The sequence below is a fragment of the Paenilisteria newyorkensis genome (assembly GCF_000766145.1).
Taxonomy (GTDB): domain Bacteria; phylum Bacillota; class Bacilli; order Lactobacillales; family Listeriaceae; genus Listeria_A; species Listeria_A newyorkensis.
Genome location: NZ_JNFB01000001.1, coordinates 23,846 through 39,780, shown reverse-complemented (window position 1 = coordinate 39,780; position 15,935 = coordinate 23,846). Strand labels below are relative to the sequence as shown.

The window sequence follows — 15,935 nt, the reverse complement described above, 5'->3', positions numbered from 1 at the left end:
TTCCTGCGCATCCCCTTACTGGATTGTGTTTTGCGCTCTCCTTTTCCACACCCTAATTTTTATTCTTGGTAAAGCATTGTGAAACAGGTTAACCTCTGACGCTATTATAGGCTGATAACGAAAACGTTTTCAAGGTATATTTTCGTGTTACCGATAACAAGATTATTGTTACGCCTAAAACAGGGGCTATATGCATGGTTTCAACGCACATCCCACACATATAGCCATATTCTTCTTAGTCTTCTAAAATAGCAAATGAATTCGCTGCAACTTCTATGCCTTGAGTAGCTTCTTTCGTGATTCCCACATCCGCTTTTTGAATCGTTTTAGCCTCACTACCTTGATTAAAAATAAACGTCAACCGCTTGTCATCTAGCGTTCTTGAAAAAGCAACTATTCGATTTTCATCATCAACAATATGCCAAACTAAATCGCCGTAAGTCAACGTTTTCTGATTCGTTTTACGGAACGCTATTAATTTTTTCATGAAGGCGAGCATCTCTTGGTCTTGCTTCGTTTCATCCCATTCCATACATTTACGGCACAGCGGGTCATCAGCGCCATCCATCCCAATCTCCGTACCATAATAAATACACGGCGAACCTGTGTGAGCAAACATGAAAGCAAGCGCCATTTTTGCCTTATCTTTATCCCCTTCACAACGCGTCAACAAGCGTGCCGTATCATGGGAATCAAGCATATTAAACATGACATGATTCACCTGTTCTTGGTAGCGCATCAACTGCTCACTAATTCCTGAAACCATTTTCGTCGGCTTAATCCGCTCCTCAACAAAATTTTCAATAATCGTCTGCGTAAATGGATAGTTCATCACAGAATCGAACTCATCTCCAAGTAGCCACAACCACGAGTCATGCCAAATTTCACCGAGAATGTAAATATCCTCTTTTTCTGCACGTACCGCTTGATTGAACTGCTTCCAAAACGCATGATCGACTTCATTCGCAACATCCAAACGCCAACCATCAATATCAAATTCTCGAACCCAATAAGTCGCGATATCCAATAAATATTTCTGAACTTCTGGATTCGCTGTATTCAATTTTGGCATGTTCATCGTGTACGCGAATGTATCAAACGACAGCGTATTCTTCCCTTCGATATTCCCATTCTCGCCTGGCGTCACTGGGAACGAATGAATGTGGAACCAGTCAACAAATTTCGATTTCTCACCGTTTTTCAACACATCTTGCCATTCCGGAGACTTGTCCCCAATATGATTGAAAACCGCATCCAACATGATCTTAATGCCACGCTTATGCGCTTCTTGCACCAACTTGCGGAACATCTCCTTATCTCCAAAATGCGGATCAATTTCAAAATAATTCAGCGTATCATACTTATGGTTCGTCGACGCCTCAAACACTGGTGTTAAATAGATTCCATTAATTCCAAGCTCCGCCAAATAATCTAAATGATTGATAATCCCAGCAATATCCCCACCAAAAAAGTCATCACGCCCAGGATCCTTACTTCCCCAAGGTAACACGTTCGCCGGCGAAAGTTCTGGATTTCCATTATCAAATCGTTCTGGGAAAATCTGATACCAAATCGTCTCTTTCACCCATTCAGGGGCCTTGAAAACCTCCGTCTCATGCAGAAAAGGAAATTTGAAATAATAATCCATAATCGCACGGTTTTCAGGCGTATTCTCATAGAAACCGCGACCACCATAGAACGTATCTTCTCCAGTCGTATCCGTCAAAACAAATCCGTATTGCAATCTACGTTGCTCTGGTTTTATCGCAACAAACCAGTAATCATGCTCTTCTGTTGTAGCTACTTTTCGAAGCGCGGTTTCCTCTGACGCCCACCCAGCCTCTGTTTGCAAATAAGGATCTGCGGCGATTAACACCACCTCTTGGATATCATCTCGCTTGCTGCGAATCTTGATATGTAACGTTTGTGAATCATAGCCATACGCATAGGAACTGAAAGGCTGATGATAAATTGCTGCTTTTTCCATAACAAAAAAACCTCCTTTTAATATCTACCTCCAAGTTAGCACGCTTTGAAAACACTTACAATCAATTTTTGCATGTTATCGGTAACAGGATGAAACTCTAAAAAAGGGCGCTCCTATTTTTTAAAGTTTCCAAACTACTCTCTCCCAATCACCGTCGACCCTCTAATAATCAATTCTGGTGGGAACAAGATGGATCCTTGTTTTGCGCCGCCCTCATTGATTTTTTTCAACAACAACTGGGCACACGTTTCTCCCATCTCAATCACCGGCGAGCGAACCGTCGTTATTTTTGGTGAGGAAATCCGGTCTAAGAAAACACCATCAAACCCTGTTACTGCAACATCCTCCCCAAAACGCTTATGAAGAGACATCGCAGCCCGCACAACACCTACAGCCATGCGATCAGACGCACAAATAACTGCAATCGGCTCCTTTACCTTACTCAAAATATCGAGCGCCTTCTTCTCGGCTATGCGTGAACTATTCTTCATAAAATGACTCTCTTCTATCAAATCATGCTCCTTCATCACTTCCGAGTACCCTGTAAGCCTAGAGCGCATGAACTCTTCCTCTAACAAATTGATGCCAAAAAAAATAATATGACGAAACCCGATTTCATACACATGCTTCGTGGCAAGCTCTGCACCCAACCGATTATCCACATCAATCGCATCTACGTCACGCCGATTTTCTCCATAAGCAATCACTGGTTTTTCTAGCCCAGCCATCACTTTTTCAATTTCACGATCACGCATTCCTGTAACTATTAACCCATCATAAGGCCCAATATTCTTAGATTTCTGCGTCACTAATTGTAGCGAATAAGAATGCTTATCCAACTCCCGGCTTATTCCTGTTAGTAAATTCATGTAGTAAGGCTCCACCGTATCAATTTCCTCTAAAATTAGAAATTTAACAACTTGTGTTCGATTTTGTACAAGTGCTCTAGCTGCATAATTTGGAACGTACTCCAATTCTTCCATCGACTTGTATACCAATTGTTTCAGCTCATCAGAAACTTGGTCTGGATGATTAATCACACGCGATACAGTCATCTTAGAAACATTTGCTTTTTTCGCAACATCAGCTAATGTAGCCATCCATATCCTCCCTTACTACTACTTCTTCTCAACTCAATTGTAGCAGGTTTTTTGCAAAAAGGTAGTGATTTAATTTCCCGTAATTCCGCTCAAAAAGCAATTCTGCCCACAAAAAAAGCATCTCTCTATAGGAAAAATGCTTCAAATGTATGTAATTTACCTTTTTGGTACCGTTATAACTTTTTTTACAGTGCGATGTTCTTTCCAATTGTGAAAGAAGCGAACACACCATTTAATTCCAACTACAAGCCAGCCACACACAGTACCAGTTAGAATCGCAATTAGCCCCACAACCAGAAAACCTACAACAGGGAAAACAGGGTCACTAATAGCAGCAATACCAAGAATAAAAACAACAATCATCGGAATAACAAAATACCGTATCTCATGATCCCCCACACCAAGCGCTCCTTTGCAAACATAATACTATAACTAGACTTTTATACCTAAATCTTAGTTCCAGTATACTCCCAAAAACCTCTTTTTTCAACATGTACAACGCTTACATTAACAGCATCATAAAAAATGGCTTTTCTCGCTCACTCGTTGCTATCACTCATCTTCATTGCGCTTGATTTAGCACTTTACATAAAAGAAATATTTGTCTACAAATTGTAATACTTATTTTGCTCTCAAAAATAGTCGATTTGCATATTTTTTACTTGGAAAAATTCCTCTAACAGTGATACGACGAACTGCGATGTTTTATTTTTATCATCATTTAATGGGTTTATTCCAACGAAAGTCATCGCGTTAATTTTATCACTAAGCGCCAAATTTTTCATAAAGTAACGAATTTCTCGCCAATAAATCCCCCCTTGTGAAATAAAATCCGTTCCAGGCGTGAACTCTGGATCAATGGCATCCACATCCAAAACCAGATGAACATTTCCGCTTTTCTTAGCCAGCCACTGCATAATTTCATCTGTCACCATCCCAAATCCCTTTCGATCTAGCATCGTCATTTCATAATGAAAAATCCCTTCCTCTTCAATCACCCGCAATTCCTCGTAATCAATTCGCCTTGTTCCAACCATGCAAACGTTATTCCCAGATACAAAACGCTGATCCATAATAGTCGCAAGTTCTTTCGGTCCTCTCCCAACAACGGTCGCCATCACATTATGACACAAATTATCTTGCTTTAACTCCTGTCCCATATCTGCGTGCGCATTCACCCAAATAACCGTTTGCTCCACGCCTTCTTCTCCCATACCAGCAATGGAACTCAGCGATATTAATTGATCCCCACCGAATACAATCGGCATCTCTACCTCCACTTTCATATCTGCGACAATTTCCCGTAGTTCTTTCACTTTGTATGTAATCGCTTTCAAATCCTTTGATTTTAAAATGGCTTCTTGTTCCATGTCGGTGAAGAAAGCCATATTATGATAGTCTACAACCTCGTCTATTAACTTTTCTAACATACTCACAACACCTGTATACCTAATTGCATATGGTGCTAAAGCTACTCCTTGGCGATCCTCATGAAACATCCAAGGCACACCGAGGATTCCAATTTTCTTCATCCCATTCACCTACTCTATCTATATTATCTTACATTTTATCACAAGTAACTGCCTTTTCAAAAATATAAAACTTTTTATTTCTAGCTAAATTTGTATTTTAGCAACATTTTGTGCCACGAAAAGACGTTTTTCTTCTTAGGACAAAATCCGAATTTGCGATCAAAAATGGTTTCAAATTCATTTTTTACTGTTTTTACAGTTGTTGCTTTATTTGTTAGGATGGGGTTAATCCTCCTGTACAAACTTTCTGTATAGTTGTGAGTTGTTAGAATAGGTGAGGTGAAGAGATGACACGCTCCCCCCTTTTATCCCTAGGAGTTCCCCCAGAATTTTATAGGTTTAACCGTGGCATCTCTTTGCCATTTCTATTCTTTTAAATGATATGGATACGTCGCTACGACAACATCCTTTTTAAATAGCAGTTTCGTTCGAATCAATAAACTTGTCTGATTGTGTAATATATTTTGCCATCCTTTTTTAGGAATAAACTGTGGTATTAGTACCGTTAATGAATAATTATCTTGATTCGCTTTTTGCTGTGCTGTATCAATAAATTTCATCAAAGGCTCTGTGATAGAACGATAGGTCGAATATAAATCTGCAATCCGGACTTCTGGATGTATCCTGTTCCACCTCTCCACAAATTCTTTTCCTTCTTGTTTATCGAGAGAAACGTGAACAGCGATAACCGTATCTCCAATTGATTTGGCATAGCGAAGTGCTCCTTCGACTACTTTTGTGGTATCGGACACACAAATAATAACGGCATTTCCTTCAAAAGCAGGCAGATCCATTTGCTCATCAATCCGTAGTTGTGGCGCTAATTTTGCATAATGGCTACGCGTTCTGTGGAAAACATAAATCATCGCTGGCATAAAGATAAACACCGGCCACACTTCCGTTATTCTCGTGATAAAAAGAACCATGAGTACCGTAAAGGAAATGAGTGCGCCTAAGAGGTTAGCAGATAGTTTTTTCATGTAACCTTCTGGCTTCTCTTTCACCCATTTAATAATCATACCTGTTTGAGATAAAGTGAAAGGAATGAAAACGCCGACTGAGTAGAGCGGTATAAGTGATTCTGTCTTTCCTTGGAATAGAATGATAAGCAGGATTGAACCCAATGCTAAGGTGATGATACCATTCGAATAGCCTAGTCGATCCCCTTTATCCAGATACATACGGGGCATATATTTATCCTTAGACAGGTTAAAAGCAAGCATTGGAAAAGCTGAAAATCCTGTGTTCGCAGCTAATACTAAAATAAGTGCCGTTGTTGCTTGAATAAAATAATAAAAGAAATTCCGACCAAATATATTTTCAGCAATTTGGGATAACACCGTCGATTTTAGTTCAGGCACTACACCATAGAAATAAGCTAACAATGTCACGCCAACAAAGAAGAAGCCAAGAATAGATGCCATCATAATTAAAGTCCTAGATGCATTTTTCGCCTTTGGATCTTTAAATAGAGGAACCGCATTCGAAATCGCTTCAATACCAGTCAATGATGCTGATCCAGAAGCAAAAGCTCTAAGTAATAAAATAAGTGTTACACCCGAAACATGGGTTCCTACAGATGCCGTCTCATGCGAAACATCCTGACCTAACGCTAGCTTTACTAGTCCTGTTACTATCATAACAATCATAGAAAATACGAACAGGTAAACCGGAACCGCTAAAATAGTAGCAGATTCTGTTACACCACGTAAATTGATAATGGTCACGACAATAACAAGTATAATTGCTAACGGTACAGTAAATTGATATAAAGATGGGATAGCCGCAACAATAGCATCCGTTCCAGAAGATACACTTACCGCGACGGTTAACATATAATCGACTAACAACGAACCGCCTGCGATCAAGCCAGCATTCTTCCCAATGTTTTCGCGTGAGACAACATAGGCCCCCCCACCTTGTGGATAAGCATATATAATTTGGCGGTACGATAAACTTAATGCAAACAAGAGCACTAACACGCATAACGCAATTGGTAAAGAGTACCACATCGCAGTAGCTCCAACCGTTATCAAGACAAGCAATATTTGTTCTGTCCCGTAGGCTACCGAAGATAAAGCATCCGATGATAGTACAGCTAAAGCCTTGAGTTTACCTAATTTTTGATCTCCGGCCTCTGATGACTTAAGCGGCCTTCCAATCAGCATTCTTTTTAATGGAGATCCCATTTTACTCCCTGCCTTTTTTAACTAGATTTTTCTTCTAAAAATTCCATACGTCACATTATAACACAGCTATTTTAAAATGAAATAGGTTTTTATTTTAATCCGTATATCTGAGTGAATGCGTTTAAATTTAGCTACATTTCTCCTATAAAAATTGCGTATCTAAATAAAATTTAAAAAGTAATGTATCTCCCTATTCCCTTCTTGTTCTAAGCTTGAAACCTATTTTTTATTTTTCAGAATAAAAAGACTTTAATTTAAGTATTTACAAACCACCCATTCTCTTTATATAATAGTTTTCGGCTGGTAAATTTGCTAGCCACATGGCCCGTTGGTCAAGCGGTTAAGACACCGCCCTTTCACGGCGGTAACACGGGTTCGAATCCCGTACGGGTCATTTTTTAAATTTTTATAGCAAAACACTGGTCAAAATAGAAATTATGTTATATTATGAAATAGTATCATTTATGGGGGCTTAGCTCAGCTGGGAGAGCATCTGCCTTACAAGCAGAGGGTCAGCGGTTCGATCCCGTTAGCCCCCACCATTCATCTGTAATTGTTACTAGGAAACAGCTCTCTTGGGCGGTCAAGCAGTTTTTCTGTTTTGCCAACTTAGCTCAATCTGGGAGAGCAACTGAATCGTAATCAGTAGGTTGCGGGTTCAATTCCTGCAGTTGACATTTTATATGGAGGGGTAGCGAAGTGGCTAAACGCGGCGGACTGTAAATCCGCTCCTTCGGGTTCGGCAGTTCGAATCTGCCCCCCTCCACCATTTTATTGGGCTATAGCCAAGCGGTAAGGCAACGGATTTTGATTCCGTCACGCGTTGGTTCGAATCCAGCTAGCCCAGCCATTTTTAGAGCCGTTAGCTCAGTTGGTAGAGCATCTGACTTTTAATCAGAGGGTCGATGGTTCGAGCCCATCACGGCTCATCAAGTAAAAAAAGGTAGCAGAATTTAACTTTCTGCTACCTTTTTTGTATTTAGCTAAATAGGATAGTGATAACGATGATAATACCCACAATAGCAACTATGGAAAGCCAAGCAGTTGGTCTTGCCATGTTAATTGTCCAACCAACACCAAAACGTTTTTCAACAAAGAGAGCGGGATCTTTAGGATTGAAGTAGAACACGCCCAACTTCCAATTAGCGTCGTCATCGCGAACTGGTCTTGGTTTATCTTTTTGCTCATTTTCTGTTAGTTTTAATCTACTGCCGCCTTGTCCTACACGTACCATTAGGAATAGCAGACCGCCAAAAATAATGATGAGTATCACGACTAACGCAAGCATGATGACTGTTTGTGAAATCGCGAAGATAAATGATAATTGGATGAACATAAATAATAGGATGAGCAAGAGGCACATGACGAAATTGTATTTACTGTAGATGAGCCTGAATAATACACTTCTTCGCATAGAATCTGTCGGGTTATCGTTATCGATGACTTGTTTGCTGCGCGACATCATATAGTTGATAAATATAAATAACCCTAGCATAACTAATTGCATCGTCGGCATCATCATCGCCGTACGCAAACTCTTAGCAGCTGTTCTCGTTACTTCATTATCAAAATTGTATTGCATTGGAATCTGGTTTGGAATTTGCTGATAATAAATAATGGTCAAACCTACTGTGATAAAGATCAGAACGAGCGGAATTAGATACCAAGCGTAAGAAATCGTTAGCTTTTGACGATGGAATGTTGTATCTACCATCACGATGTCCGCCTTACTTTCGTTCGTTTGCAGATTCTCGCTTTTCCACATCAGAGAAGCTTTATAAAAACGCATGTAAATCAGAAACGAAATAATGAGCGTAGCAAAAATCGCAAGGATAAAAATGGTTGCTTGTCCACTTTCACTGGATGTCATAGCTAAAAGCACAGTCGCGATTATCGTTATGATGACGCCAACCACGATATTCCACTGTAAGAATTCCCGCTTCATTTTGCGTAATGTCGGATTATTGGCTGCTTTCTCACCTACCATGACGCCAAAGCTCTCGCCGCGACGGATGACGTAGGGTGTCACAGCTTGTAATACAGTTACTAAGAGCATCATCGCGATAAAAATTAATAGTTCCATTATTGCTCCTCCTCGGGTTCAATTTCTTCATAGATAGTCGCGCAGATTGCCTCCCACTCTGTTTTGGAGACAGATCGGGAAATAGACTCTGCAATGAGCGGTCTTACTTTTCGTCTTAATTCTTCATAAAAGGCTTCTGTTGCTTTCTCCACTCCATCAGGATGAATCACGACTCCTTTTTGGCGATGAATCAGGATGTAGCCTTCTTGCTTCAATAACTGATAGGCTTTATTTACCGTATGAAAATTTATACCGATATCGCTCGCCAAACTGCGCACGGACGGCAAATCATCGCCTGGCTTGAGTTCTCTCTTGGCGATGCCTTCAATAATTTGATGCATAATTTGTGTATATATTGGTTCTTCGGCCTGCAAATCTATTTGGAGTAGCATCTACGCACCTTCTTTCTACAACTGTTATATATATAGTATAACAACTATACAAAATAAGTCAAGTTACAGATGGGAGTGGTTTTTTCCGTTCGAAAATGGTACTATTAATGATAGTCTACATATGGAAAACGCTGGGCTCAGTAATATTACTTACAAATCCAGTATAGAGAGGGGACCTATCATGAAAATATCACGCTTCAAAGAGTCCAAATTATTTTTTTGGACGTTAGAAATTCTGGCGTTAGTGGCGATTTTATTTGTACTTAATAAGATGAGCTTTATCTTCGCCCCCATCGGAACGGTTGTTTCTACGCTATTCCTGCCAATTATGATTGCTGGTTTTTTATTCTACTTATTCAACCCAATCGTTTTGTTTTTGGAAAAAAGGAAGGTTCCGCGCTTACTTAGTGTCTTGAGTATTTTTGTTGTTTTTATTGTGCTTTTAGTATTAGCGGTCGTACAACTCGGACCTATCTTAGCGGATCAAGTGGCTTCTCTCGTGAAAGCCGCACCTCAATATTGGGAGCAGTTCCAGCATTGGTGGGACAATTTAGTGAAGAATAGTAACATTAAAAACATCGATATTAAAGCGGAGATGGAAAAACTGAACATCTCGATTCCGAAAATTTTAAATACCGTTGTTGGTAGTTTAACTGGGAGCTTGGGCCTAATTTTTGGTTTTATCTCCAGTTTCGTGATGATTCTCGTGACGGTGCCATTTATCTTGTTCTACATGTTCAAGGATGGGCATAAATTCCTTGATTCGACCGAGAAATTTTTCCCGCAAGGTATTCGTACGGAGGCTCGTGAAATTATCAAGGCCATGAACAAAACCATCTCCACGTATATTTCAAGCCAAGCGATTGACTGTATGTTTGTTGGTATTTTTACGATGATTGGGTATTTCATTATCGGCGAACCGTATGCTTTGTTGTTCGGTTTAATCGCTGGTGTGACGAATATTATTCCTTATTTAGGGCCATTTATCGGGGCGGCTCCGGCTGTTATCGTTGCCCTGTTTGATTCCCCGTTACAAGCAGTTCTCGTTATTGTTGTCGTGACAATCGTGCAGCAAATCGACTCGAACTTGTTGTCGCCTTACATCATGGGTAAATCGCTCGCCATCCACCCGCTAACGATCATTATCATCTTGATTGTGGCTGGTAACTTGGCAGGAATTCTCGGCATGATTTTAGGTGTGCCAACGTACGCTCTTGCAAAAACGTTAATTGTTAACCTAGCACGACTGATAAAACTGCGGCGCGAAGGAATCGAAGCTGAAAATAGTGAGAAACCTGTCGTTTAAATGGAATCTTAAAAAAGCGCTGAAATCTGAGTTTTGATAACTCTTGATTTCAGCGCTTTTCTTATTTAAAAATCACGATAAACATCAATACTTCTTCTTTCCATTCGACTGTGAAGCTCGCTCCTAGCTTTTTCGCCAGTAAATCGATAATCGCTAGACCCAACCCCGTGTTATTGCCGCTACGGACGCGGTCAGCTGTGTAGAATCGCTCAATCAAGCGTGGAACGTCTGCCTCTGTGAGTTGGCTCGCTTGATTGGAAAATGATAGAACCGCCTTACCATTTTGCTTCGCCAGCGTTATTTGCATAGGGCCTTCGCCGTGCTTCAACATATTCGAAACAAAATTATCCACCATGCGTTGTAATGCTTTTCGATCTGCATTTACGCGTATATCAGAGGCAATTGACAGTTCTGGGGTGACGCCTTTTTTTGAGAAGTCTTCATAATACGAGGCCACGGCTTCTGTCATGAAATCGGATAGATTCACTGGTTCTAGTTGCAACTTCCCTTCGTCACTCGATAACTTCGATAACACGAAGAAATTTTCGACGAGTTCGGTTAGGGTTTGGATTTTATTTTTGATGACAAGGCTGTATTTCTCGCGTTCTTCTGGTGTGAGTGTGTCGCGGTCCATGAGTTGTAAATAGCCAGACAAGGAGGTTAGCGGCGTTCTTAAATCATGGGAGACGTTTTCGATTGTCTCGCGTAACTCCTTGTTTAGCGTCTGGAATTGCCGTTCTGTTTTTGCCTTGGCTTCTAATAATTCGTTGACGTGAAGGAGCAGTTGCCTGATTTCTGGTGAGGCGATGTCCATGGTTAGCCGCTCGTTGGAACCTCGTCTTGTCGCGATATCTTTTATTTTTGCTGATGTGGCTCGTAGTTGTTTTTTGATTAGAAATATCCAGCCGAGTAAGACTACGATTACGGCGCCTAAGAGGTAAACCATGCTATCCGCTCCTTCCTTCGTCTTTATTCTATCATATTACTTGATTTCTTTAAATCGGAACACCATCCAACCGAGGATTGTGAAAACTGCCATGTACGCTAAACCGGTTAAAATATTGGTCGTAATCGCGTGCTGACTGAGTGCGGAGAGGTCGGACATCGTGCTGATTTTGCTGAATAGGAACATGTCTTTGATGATCGTCCATTTCGGTAGGAAAACGTTGACTAGGTTCCTGATAATCGGTTCGATGAATAAAAATGCTAAGATGTATGTCACGATTGCGATGCTTTCTTTTGGAATAATGATAAAGATGAAAAATCCAATCGTGATTAGCGCTAGGTATAGTGGGAGTTGCGCTAACATCCCGAGCAATATCGTTACAAAATCGACATGCCCTACAAAAAGCTGTGAGGAGATCGCGATGGATGCTGTATACACGAGTAGCATCAAGGCGCCGACCGCCCAGCCTGTTAATAATTTTGAGAAGTAGAAAGTGGTACGTGAAACGCCTGATACGAGGACATTTTTCGCAACGCCAGCTGAGAATTCGATGCTCCAGAGGTTGGAGAAAATCGAGATGAACGCCATGGCTAGGACGATACTAAAAGATAGCATCAATTGCGTCATTTGAGTTCCTGTTAAGGTTTGGCTAAGTAGTGCTTTGTCTTGCGCTGTGAGTGTTTCTCCGTCTTGTGTTAAGGAAATCCAATCTACATTTAAGGCTAAGTAAATTAAACCTGCGACCGCGACTGCAATCACCATCAACGTGACGAAAGGCATCCACATTTTTCCCTTTGTTAACCGATAACTATCTGCTCGAATCAATCCTATCATTTGTCTTCCCCTCCAATTAAATCAATAAAGTATTCTTCCAAATTCGCCTCGACAACACGAAGTTCGGTAATGATAATTCCTGCGTCAAACATGACTTGACTGACTTTTTCTGGTTGATCAATGTAATCAAAAATCCGGATGCTGCCGTCGCTGTGGACTTCGTATTGATGCAATTCTAGGAAGCTTTCTAGGTGCATGACGGCGGCCTCTTTGTTCACTGTTTTCAGCACGAGGTAGCGCCTGCTTTCGGATTCTAAATCTTCTTTTGAGAGCTCCTTCACGAGACGGCCGTTGTTGATAATACCGTAACGGTTTGCGACGAGCGCCAATTCTGTCAAAATATGACTCGAAATGAAGACTGTTGTGCCATACGTTTCGTTTAATTTTAGAATGATATTTCGAATTTCGATAATGCCCATCGGATCAAGTCCGTTAATCGGTTCGTCTAGAATCAAGAAGTCCGGATGATGTAAGATGGCAAGCGCAATGCCAAGCCGTTGTTTCATCCCCATGGAAAAATTGCGATACTTTTTGCGTCCGGTGTTCTCCAAGCCTACAAATTCTAACACTTCATCGATACGTTTTTTATCCGGAATCCCTTTTTGGAGGATATAGTAATTTAAGTTTTGATAAGCTGTTAAGTTTGGATATAAAGACGGGCCTTCAATAACTGCGCCGATTCGCGTCCGAGCCTGGCGAATATCTTTCGGGTGACTCGAGCCAAACAGCGTAACATCGCCGCCGTTCGTATGCATTAGATCCGTTACCAGACGAATAAAAGTCGTTTTCCCAGCACCATTTTTACCAATAAAGCCATAAATATCCCCCTTTTGAACCGTCATATTCACATGATCCACCGCATAATTGTCCCCAAATTTTTTCGAAAGCGCAGCGGTCTCCAAAATCGTTTCTCTCATATCGCTCAATCCCTTCTTTCTTTTCGATAGGTTAACTATAACAAGGAGGTCTCAAGGATGTGTGAAGGGGAGCTTAAGAAAGTATTAAGAATGAAAAATGGATTACATGCTCACTGCGTTCTCATGCATATTGAGGTTCTAAATCGGCAGGTGATGCCTCATAAGAACCACAACAAAGCTGAAACGGCCCGTTTAGCCTCGACAGAATGCAAGGAACGAATGCTCACTCTGTTCGCACTCGTATTGAGGCTCTAAATCGGCAAGTGATGCCTTATAAGAGCCACAACATAGGGGGCGCAGTAAAAACCCGCACTTGGTTTTTGCGGAGGTCACGAAAATTTCGAGGGTCTGGCCGTTGAAGCTGGATCCGGAGGCGCCGAGTATGACGCCCCACCAATCTCTAAAATCGTATGTTCCTCCAAACCAAACGAAAAAACCGAACGGTGTCCCCCGCTCAGTCTTCTCTTATATAATCAGATGTATAGGAACGTCAGTGAGTATACATCTCCATACGTTACATCACGTTCCCCGCCTTAGGATCCTGCTTTGTTGTGGTCCTAAAAAGCGTCGTTTGCCTTTTTAGAACCTCCATATGCAGTGGAATGAAACTGCCTTCCTTTAGCTCTTTCAATTTTTCATTTTAAACCCAATCCCCCAAACTGTCTCCACAAACTCGCGATCCGGCGCTACTTTTCCCAATTTCCCACGAATATTACTCATATGTACATTCACCGTATTCTCATCAATAAACTCCGTCTCACCCCACACAGACGCAAAAATGTTCTCTTTCGTGAAAACCTTGCTCGGATTACTAAGTAACAATTGCAAAATTCCAAACTCGCGAGCAGTCAAACGAACATCCACACCATCAACCTGGGCGCTATAACGATCTTCCGACAACGATAAACCATTCCAAACCAGCGCATCGTCCTTGTCACCCAGCGACGCAACATTCGCTTTTCGCAACTGAACCTCCACGCGCGCCACTAATTCTTCAATATCAAACGGCTTTGTCATGTAATCGCTAGCTCCTAATTTCAACAAATCCACTTTATCCATCACCGTGTTTTTAGCCGAAATCACGATAATCGCCGCGTTTTGCTTCGCTGTAATTTCCGCCACCAATTCCTCACCAGTTAGCCCTGGCAACATCAAGTCGCACAGCAACAAGTCAAACGTTTCACTGTTCCAATACAATTTTGCCTCTGTCCCTGAAAATGCTTGCGTAACGGTATAGCCTTCGCGCGTCAACACGTCTGAAATCAGATGGTTAATATCATTATCGTCCTCTGCAATCAAAATTTTTCCTAAGCTCATAATCTCACGCTCCTTCTTTTTATCCATAGTAGCTCAAAATCGCAAAAAAAGATAGCAATCCAAGATCGCTACCTTTTTCGTCGCTTATAATTTCTCTTGTAAAAATTCGCTGATCAATTCGTACGTCTCATCCGTTGCCGCAGAAGGTGTACTCATGAAGCCATGTGGTACCTTCTCCAAACGTTTCGCGTAAACTGGCACGCCGGCATCTTTTAATTTCTCCGCATACGCCTCGCCTTGATCGCGCAATGGGTCGTATTCAGCCGTCGCTACAAATGCTGCTGGTAAATCAGAAACGTCTTTATGACGAATTGGCGCAACAAGTGGATCATATTTACGATCGCCCGCACCAGATAAGTAGAGTTTGAAATATTTATCCAATGATTCTTTCGTCAAAACATAACCTTCCGCAAACTCATCCATCGACGGATAAAGCACGGACGCATCCCGTGAGAAAATATCAACAGGCGGATACAGCAAAATTTGTTTCGAGATGTTCGGTGTTCCTTTTGACTTCGCTAATTGGGCAACAACTGCCGCGATGTTCCCGCCAGCGCTGTCCCCTGCTACAACGATATCCTTTGATTTCGCACGTAAACTTGTTAAATGCTTCGAAACCCAAGCGACCGTCGCATAGGCGTCTTCAATCGCTGCTGGGAATGGATTTTCTGGTGCTAAGCGGTAATCAACCGAAATCACGCGATATCCTGTTGTTTGGACTAATTTACGGGCAATGCCATCTGTTGACTGCACGCTACCCGTTACAAAGCCGCCACCGTGGAAATATACCATTAAAGGATACGGGCCGTCTGCTTCTGGTGAATAAATACGAAGACTAATTTTGCCACCTGGGCCATCAATTTTCTTATTTTCAATTTCGCCAACTTCGATATTTTTTGCTGCTGGAAGTGCTTTTTCAGCTAGGCGGATGTACTTATAACGCGAATCTACATCCGATAATGGTGCTGTCTTTTTCACATAATCTTGTGCTGCTTCTTCTAGATTGTCAAGAACCTTTGGATCGTACTCCCGTTTACCGGTTGCCTTCTTGTAGATGAAGAAAATAGCAACTAGCGGTAACAATACGATACTGACTAAAACAATACCAATCCATTTCAATGTCTGTTTCAATTACGCTCACTCCTCCAAAATAATCTCAGGTCATTCACCTTATAAGTATAGCAGTTTTGAAAAATTTTAACCAATTTGTAGGCTAGGAAAACGCGCAAGTTGATGCGATTTCGCTTTTATTTTTATGGATATTTAATCATTTTTATGAATAATAATAAATAAAATAGTTGAAATAACATTCGTATGATGGTATTATTAGTT

General features: G+C 41.2%; 13 protein-coding genes and 6 tRNA genes. 7 read left to right on the top strand and 12 right to left on the bottom strand.

Going from position 1 to position 15,935, the window contains the following annotated elements; all coding sequences use genetic code 11:
• Positions 1 to 235: 235 nt before the first annotated feature.
• From EP58_RS00205 to EP58_RS00185, 5 genes are all read right to left on the bottom strand, one after another.
• A complete protein-coding gene (locus EP58_RS00205; RefSeq protein WP_036088806.1) occupies positions 236 to 1,987 on the bottom strand; it encodes a glycoside hydrolase family 13 protein in 1,752 nt (583 codons plus the stop codon).
• A gap of 134 nt (positions 1,988 to 2,121) precedes the next feature.
• Positions 2,122 to 3,087, bottom strand: a complete 966-nt coding sequence (locus EP58_RS00200) for a LacI family DNA-binding transcriptional regulator (RefSeq protein WP_036088803.1) — start codon at positions 3,085 to 3,087, stop codon at positions 2,122 to 2,124.
• 156 nt (positions 3,088 to 3,243) lie between these two features.
• Positions 3,244 to 3,486, bottom strand: coding sequence for a hypothetical protein (locus EP58_RS00195; RefSeq protein ID WP_052164781.1), 243 nt, complete (start codon positions 3,484 to 3,486; stop codon positions 3,244 to 3,246).
• 233 nt (positions 3,487 to 3,719) lie between these two features.
• Positions 3,720 to 4,619, bottom strand: coding sequence for an arginase family protein (locus EP58_RS00190; protein ID WP_036088800.1), 900 nt, complete (start codon positions 4,617 to 4,619; stop codon positions 3,720 to 3,722).
• Positions 4,620 to 4,984: 365 nt separating this feature from the next.
• Positions 4,985 to 6,808: an APC family permease gene (locus tag EP58_RS00185; RefSeq protein WP_036088798.1), complete on the bottom strand. Its 1,824-nt coding sequence runs from the start codon at positions 6,806 to 6,808 to the stop codon at positions 4,985 to 4,987.
• A 322-nt stretch (positions 6,809 to 7,130) separates the two neighbouring features.
• Between EP58_RS00185 and EP58_RS00180 the strand changes: the two genes are divergently transcribed.
• The 6 genes from EP58_RS00180 (at position 7,131) to EP58_RS00155 (ending at position 7,737) form a co-directional block, all read left to right on the top strand.
• Positions 7,131 to 7,202 (top strand) — tRNA-Glu (locus EP58_RS00180).
• A 72-nt stretch (positions 7,203 to 7,274) separates the two neighbouring features.
• Positions 7,275 to 7,350: transfer RNA gene (locus EP58_RS00175), tRNA-Val, on the top strand.
• 61 nt (positions 7,351 to 7,411) lie between these two features.
• Positions 7,412 to 7,485 (top strand) — tRNA-Thr (locus EP58_RS00170).
• Between the two features lie 8 nt (positions 7,486 to 7,493).
• A tRNA-Tyr gene (locus EP58_RS00165) sits at positions 7,494 to 7,577 on the top strand.
• Between the two features lie 6 nt (positions 7,578 to 7,583).
• A tRNA-Gln gene (locus tag EP58_RS00160) sits at positions 7,584 to 7,658 on the top strand.
• Between the two features lie 6 nt (positions 7,659 to 7,664).
• Positions 7,665 to 7,737: transfer RNA gene (locus tag EP58_RS00155), tRNA-Lys, on the top strand.
• 50 nt (positions 7,738 to 7,787) lie between these two features.
• Here EP58_RS00155 and EP58_RS00150 read toward each other — a convergent pair.
• Together EP58_RS00150 and EP58_RS00145 are read right to left on the bottom strand one after the other, a co-directional pair.
• On the bottom strand, positions 7,788 to 8,891 hold the full coding sequence (locus tag EP58_RS00150) for a DUF1648 domain-containing protein (protein WP_036088796.1): 1,104 nt from the start codon (positions 8,889 to 8,891) through the stop codon (positions 7,788 to 7,790).
• Positions 8,891 to 9,283, bottom strand: a complete 393-nt coding sequence (locus tag EP58_RS00145) for a GntR family transcriptional regulator (RefSeq protein WP_036088793.1) — start codon at positions 9,281 to 9,283, stop codon at positions 8,891 to 8,893. The genes EP58_RS00150 and EP58_RS00145 overlap by 1 nt, the downstream gene beginning before the upstream one ends.
• Before the next feature lie 181 nt (positions 9,284 to 9,464).
• Between EP58_RS00145 and EP58_RS00140 the strand changes: the two genes are divergently transcribed.
• Complete coding sequence (locus tag EP58_RS00140; protein ID WP_036088790.1) at positions 9,465 to 10,589, top strand: AI-2E family transporter; 1,125 nt, start codon at positions 9,465 to 9,467, stop codon at positions 10,587 to 10,589.
• A 61-nt stretch (positions 10,590 to 10,650) separates the two neighbouring features.
• Here EP58_RS00140 and EP58_RS00135 read toward each other — a convergent pair whose 3' ends face one another.
• From EP58_RS00135 to EP58_RS00110, 5 genes are all read right to left on the bottom strand, one after another.
• Positions 10,651 to 11,535, bottom strand: a complete 885-nt coding sequence (locus EP58_RS00135) for a sensor histidine kinase (RefSeq protein ID WP_052171318.1) — start codon at positions 11,533 to 11,535, stop codon at positions 10,651 to 10,653.
• Between the two features lie 36 nt (positions 11,536 to 11,571).
• The gene (locus EP58_RS00130; RefSeq protein WP_036088787.1) at positions 11,572 to 12,369 is read right to left on the bottom strand and encodes an ABC-2 family transporter permease; all 798 of its coding nucleotides are present in this window, start codon (positions 12,367 to 12,369) and stop codon (positions 11,572 to 11,574) included.
• Positions 12,366 to 13,286 (bottom strand): ABC transporter ATP-binding protein, encoded by a 921-nt coding sequence (locus tag EP58_RS00125; RefSeq protein WP_036088785.1) that lies wholly within the window; start codon positions 13,284 to 13,286, stop codon positions 12,366 to 12,368. Before EP58_RS00125 ends, EP58_RS00130 begins: the two co-directional genes overlap by 4 nt.
• 627 nt (positions 13,287 to 13,913) lie before the next feature.
• Entirely contained in the window at positions 13,914 to 14,603 is a 690-nt protein-coding gene (locus EP58_RS00115) for a response regulator transcription factor (protein WP_036088782.1), read from the bottom strand.
• Between the two features lie 84 nt (positions 14,604 to 14,687).
• Positions 14,688 to 15,734 (bottom strand): alpha/beta hydrolase, encoded by a 1,047-nt coding sequence (locus tag EP58_RS00110; protein WP_036088780.1) that lies wholly within the window; start codon positions 15,732 to 15,734, stop codon positions 14,688 to 14,690.
• Positions 15,735 to 15,935: the final 201 nt, after the last annotated feature.

Coding starts and splice junctions, on each gene's coding strand:
- EP58_RS00205 (WP_036088806.1), bottom strand. CDS start 1,987: ATGGAAAAAGCAGCAATTTATCATCAGCCTTTCAGTTCCTATGCGTAT.
- EP58_RS00200 (WP_036088803.1), bottom strand. CDS start 3,087: ATGGCTACATTAGCTGATGTTGCGAAAAAAGCAAATGTTTCTAAGATG.
- EP58_RS00190 (WP_036088800.1), bottom strand. CDS start 4,619: ATGAAGAAAATTGGAATCCTCGGTGTGCCTTGGATGTTTCATGAGGAT.
- EP58_RS00185 (WP_036088798.1), bottom strand. CDS start 6,808: ATGGGATCTCCATTAAAAAGAATGCTGATTGGAAGGCCGCTTAAGTCA.
- EP58_RS00150 (WP_036088796.1), bottom strand. CDS start 8,891: ATGGAACTATTAATTTTTATCGCGATGATGCTCTTAGTAACTGTATTA.
- EP58_RS00145 (WP_036088793.1), bottom strand. CDS start 9,283: ATGCTACTCCAAATAGATTTGCAGGCCGAAGAACCAATATATACACAA.
- EP58_RS00140 (WP_036088790.1), top strand. CDS start 9,465: ATGAAAATATCACGCTTCAAAGAGTCCAAATTATTTTTTTGGACGTTA.
- EP58_RS00135 (WP_052171318.1), bottom strand. CDS start 11,535: ATGGTTTACCTCTTAGGCGCCGTAATCGTAGTCTTACTCGGCTGGATA.
- EP58_RS00130 (WP_036088787.1), bottom strand. CDS start 12,369: ATGATAGGATTGATTCGAGCAGATAGTTATCGGTTAACAAAGGGAAAA.
- EP58_RS00125 (WP_036088785.1), bottom strand. CDS start 13,286: ATGAGAGAAACGATTTTGGAGACCGCTGCGCTTTCGAAAAAATTTGGG.
- EP58_RS00115 (WP_036088782.1), bottom strand. CDS start 14,603: ATGAGCTTAGGAAAAATTTTGATTGCAGAGGACGATAATGATATTAAC.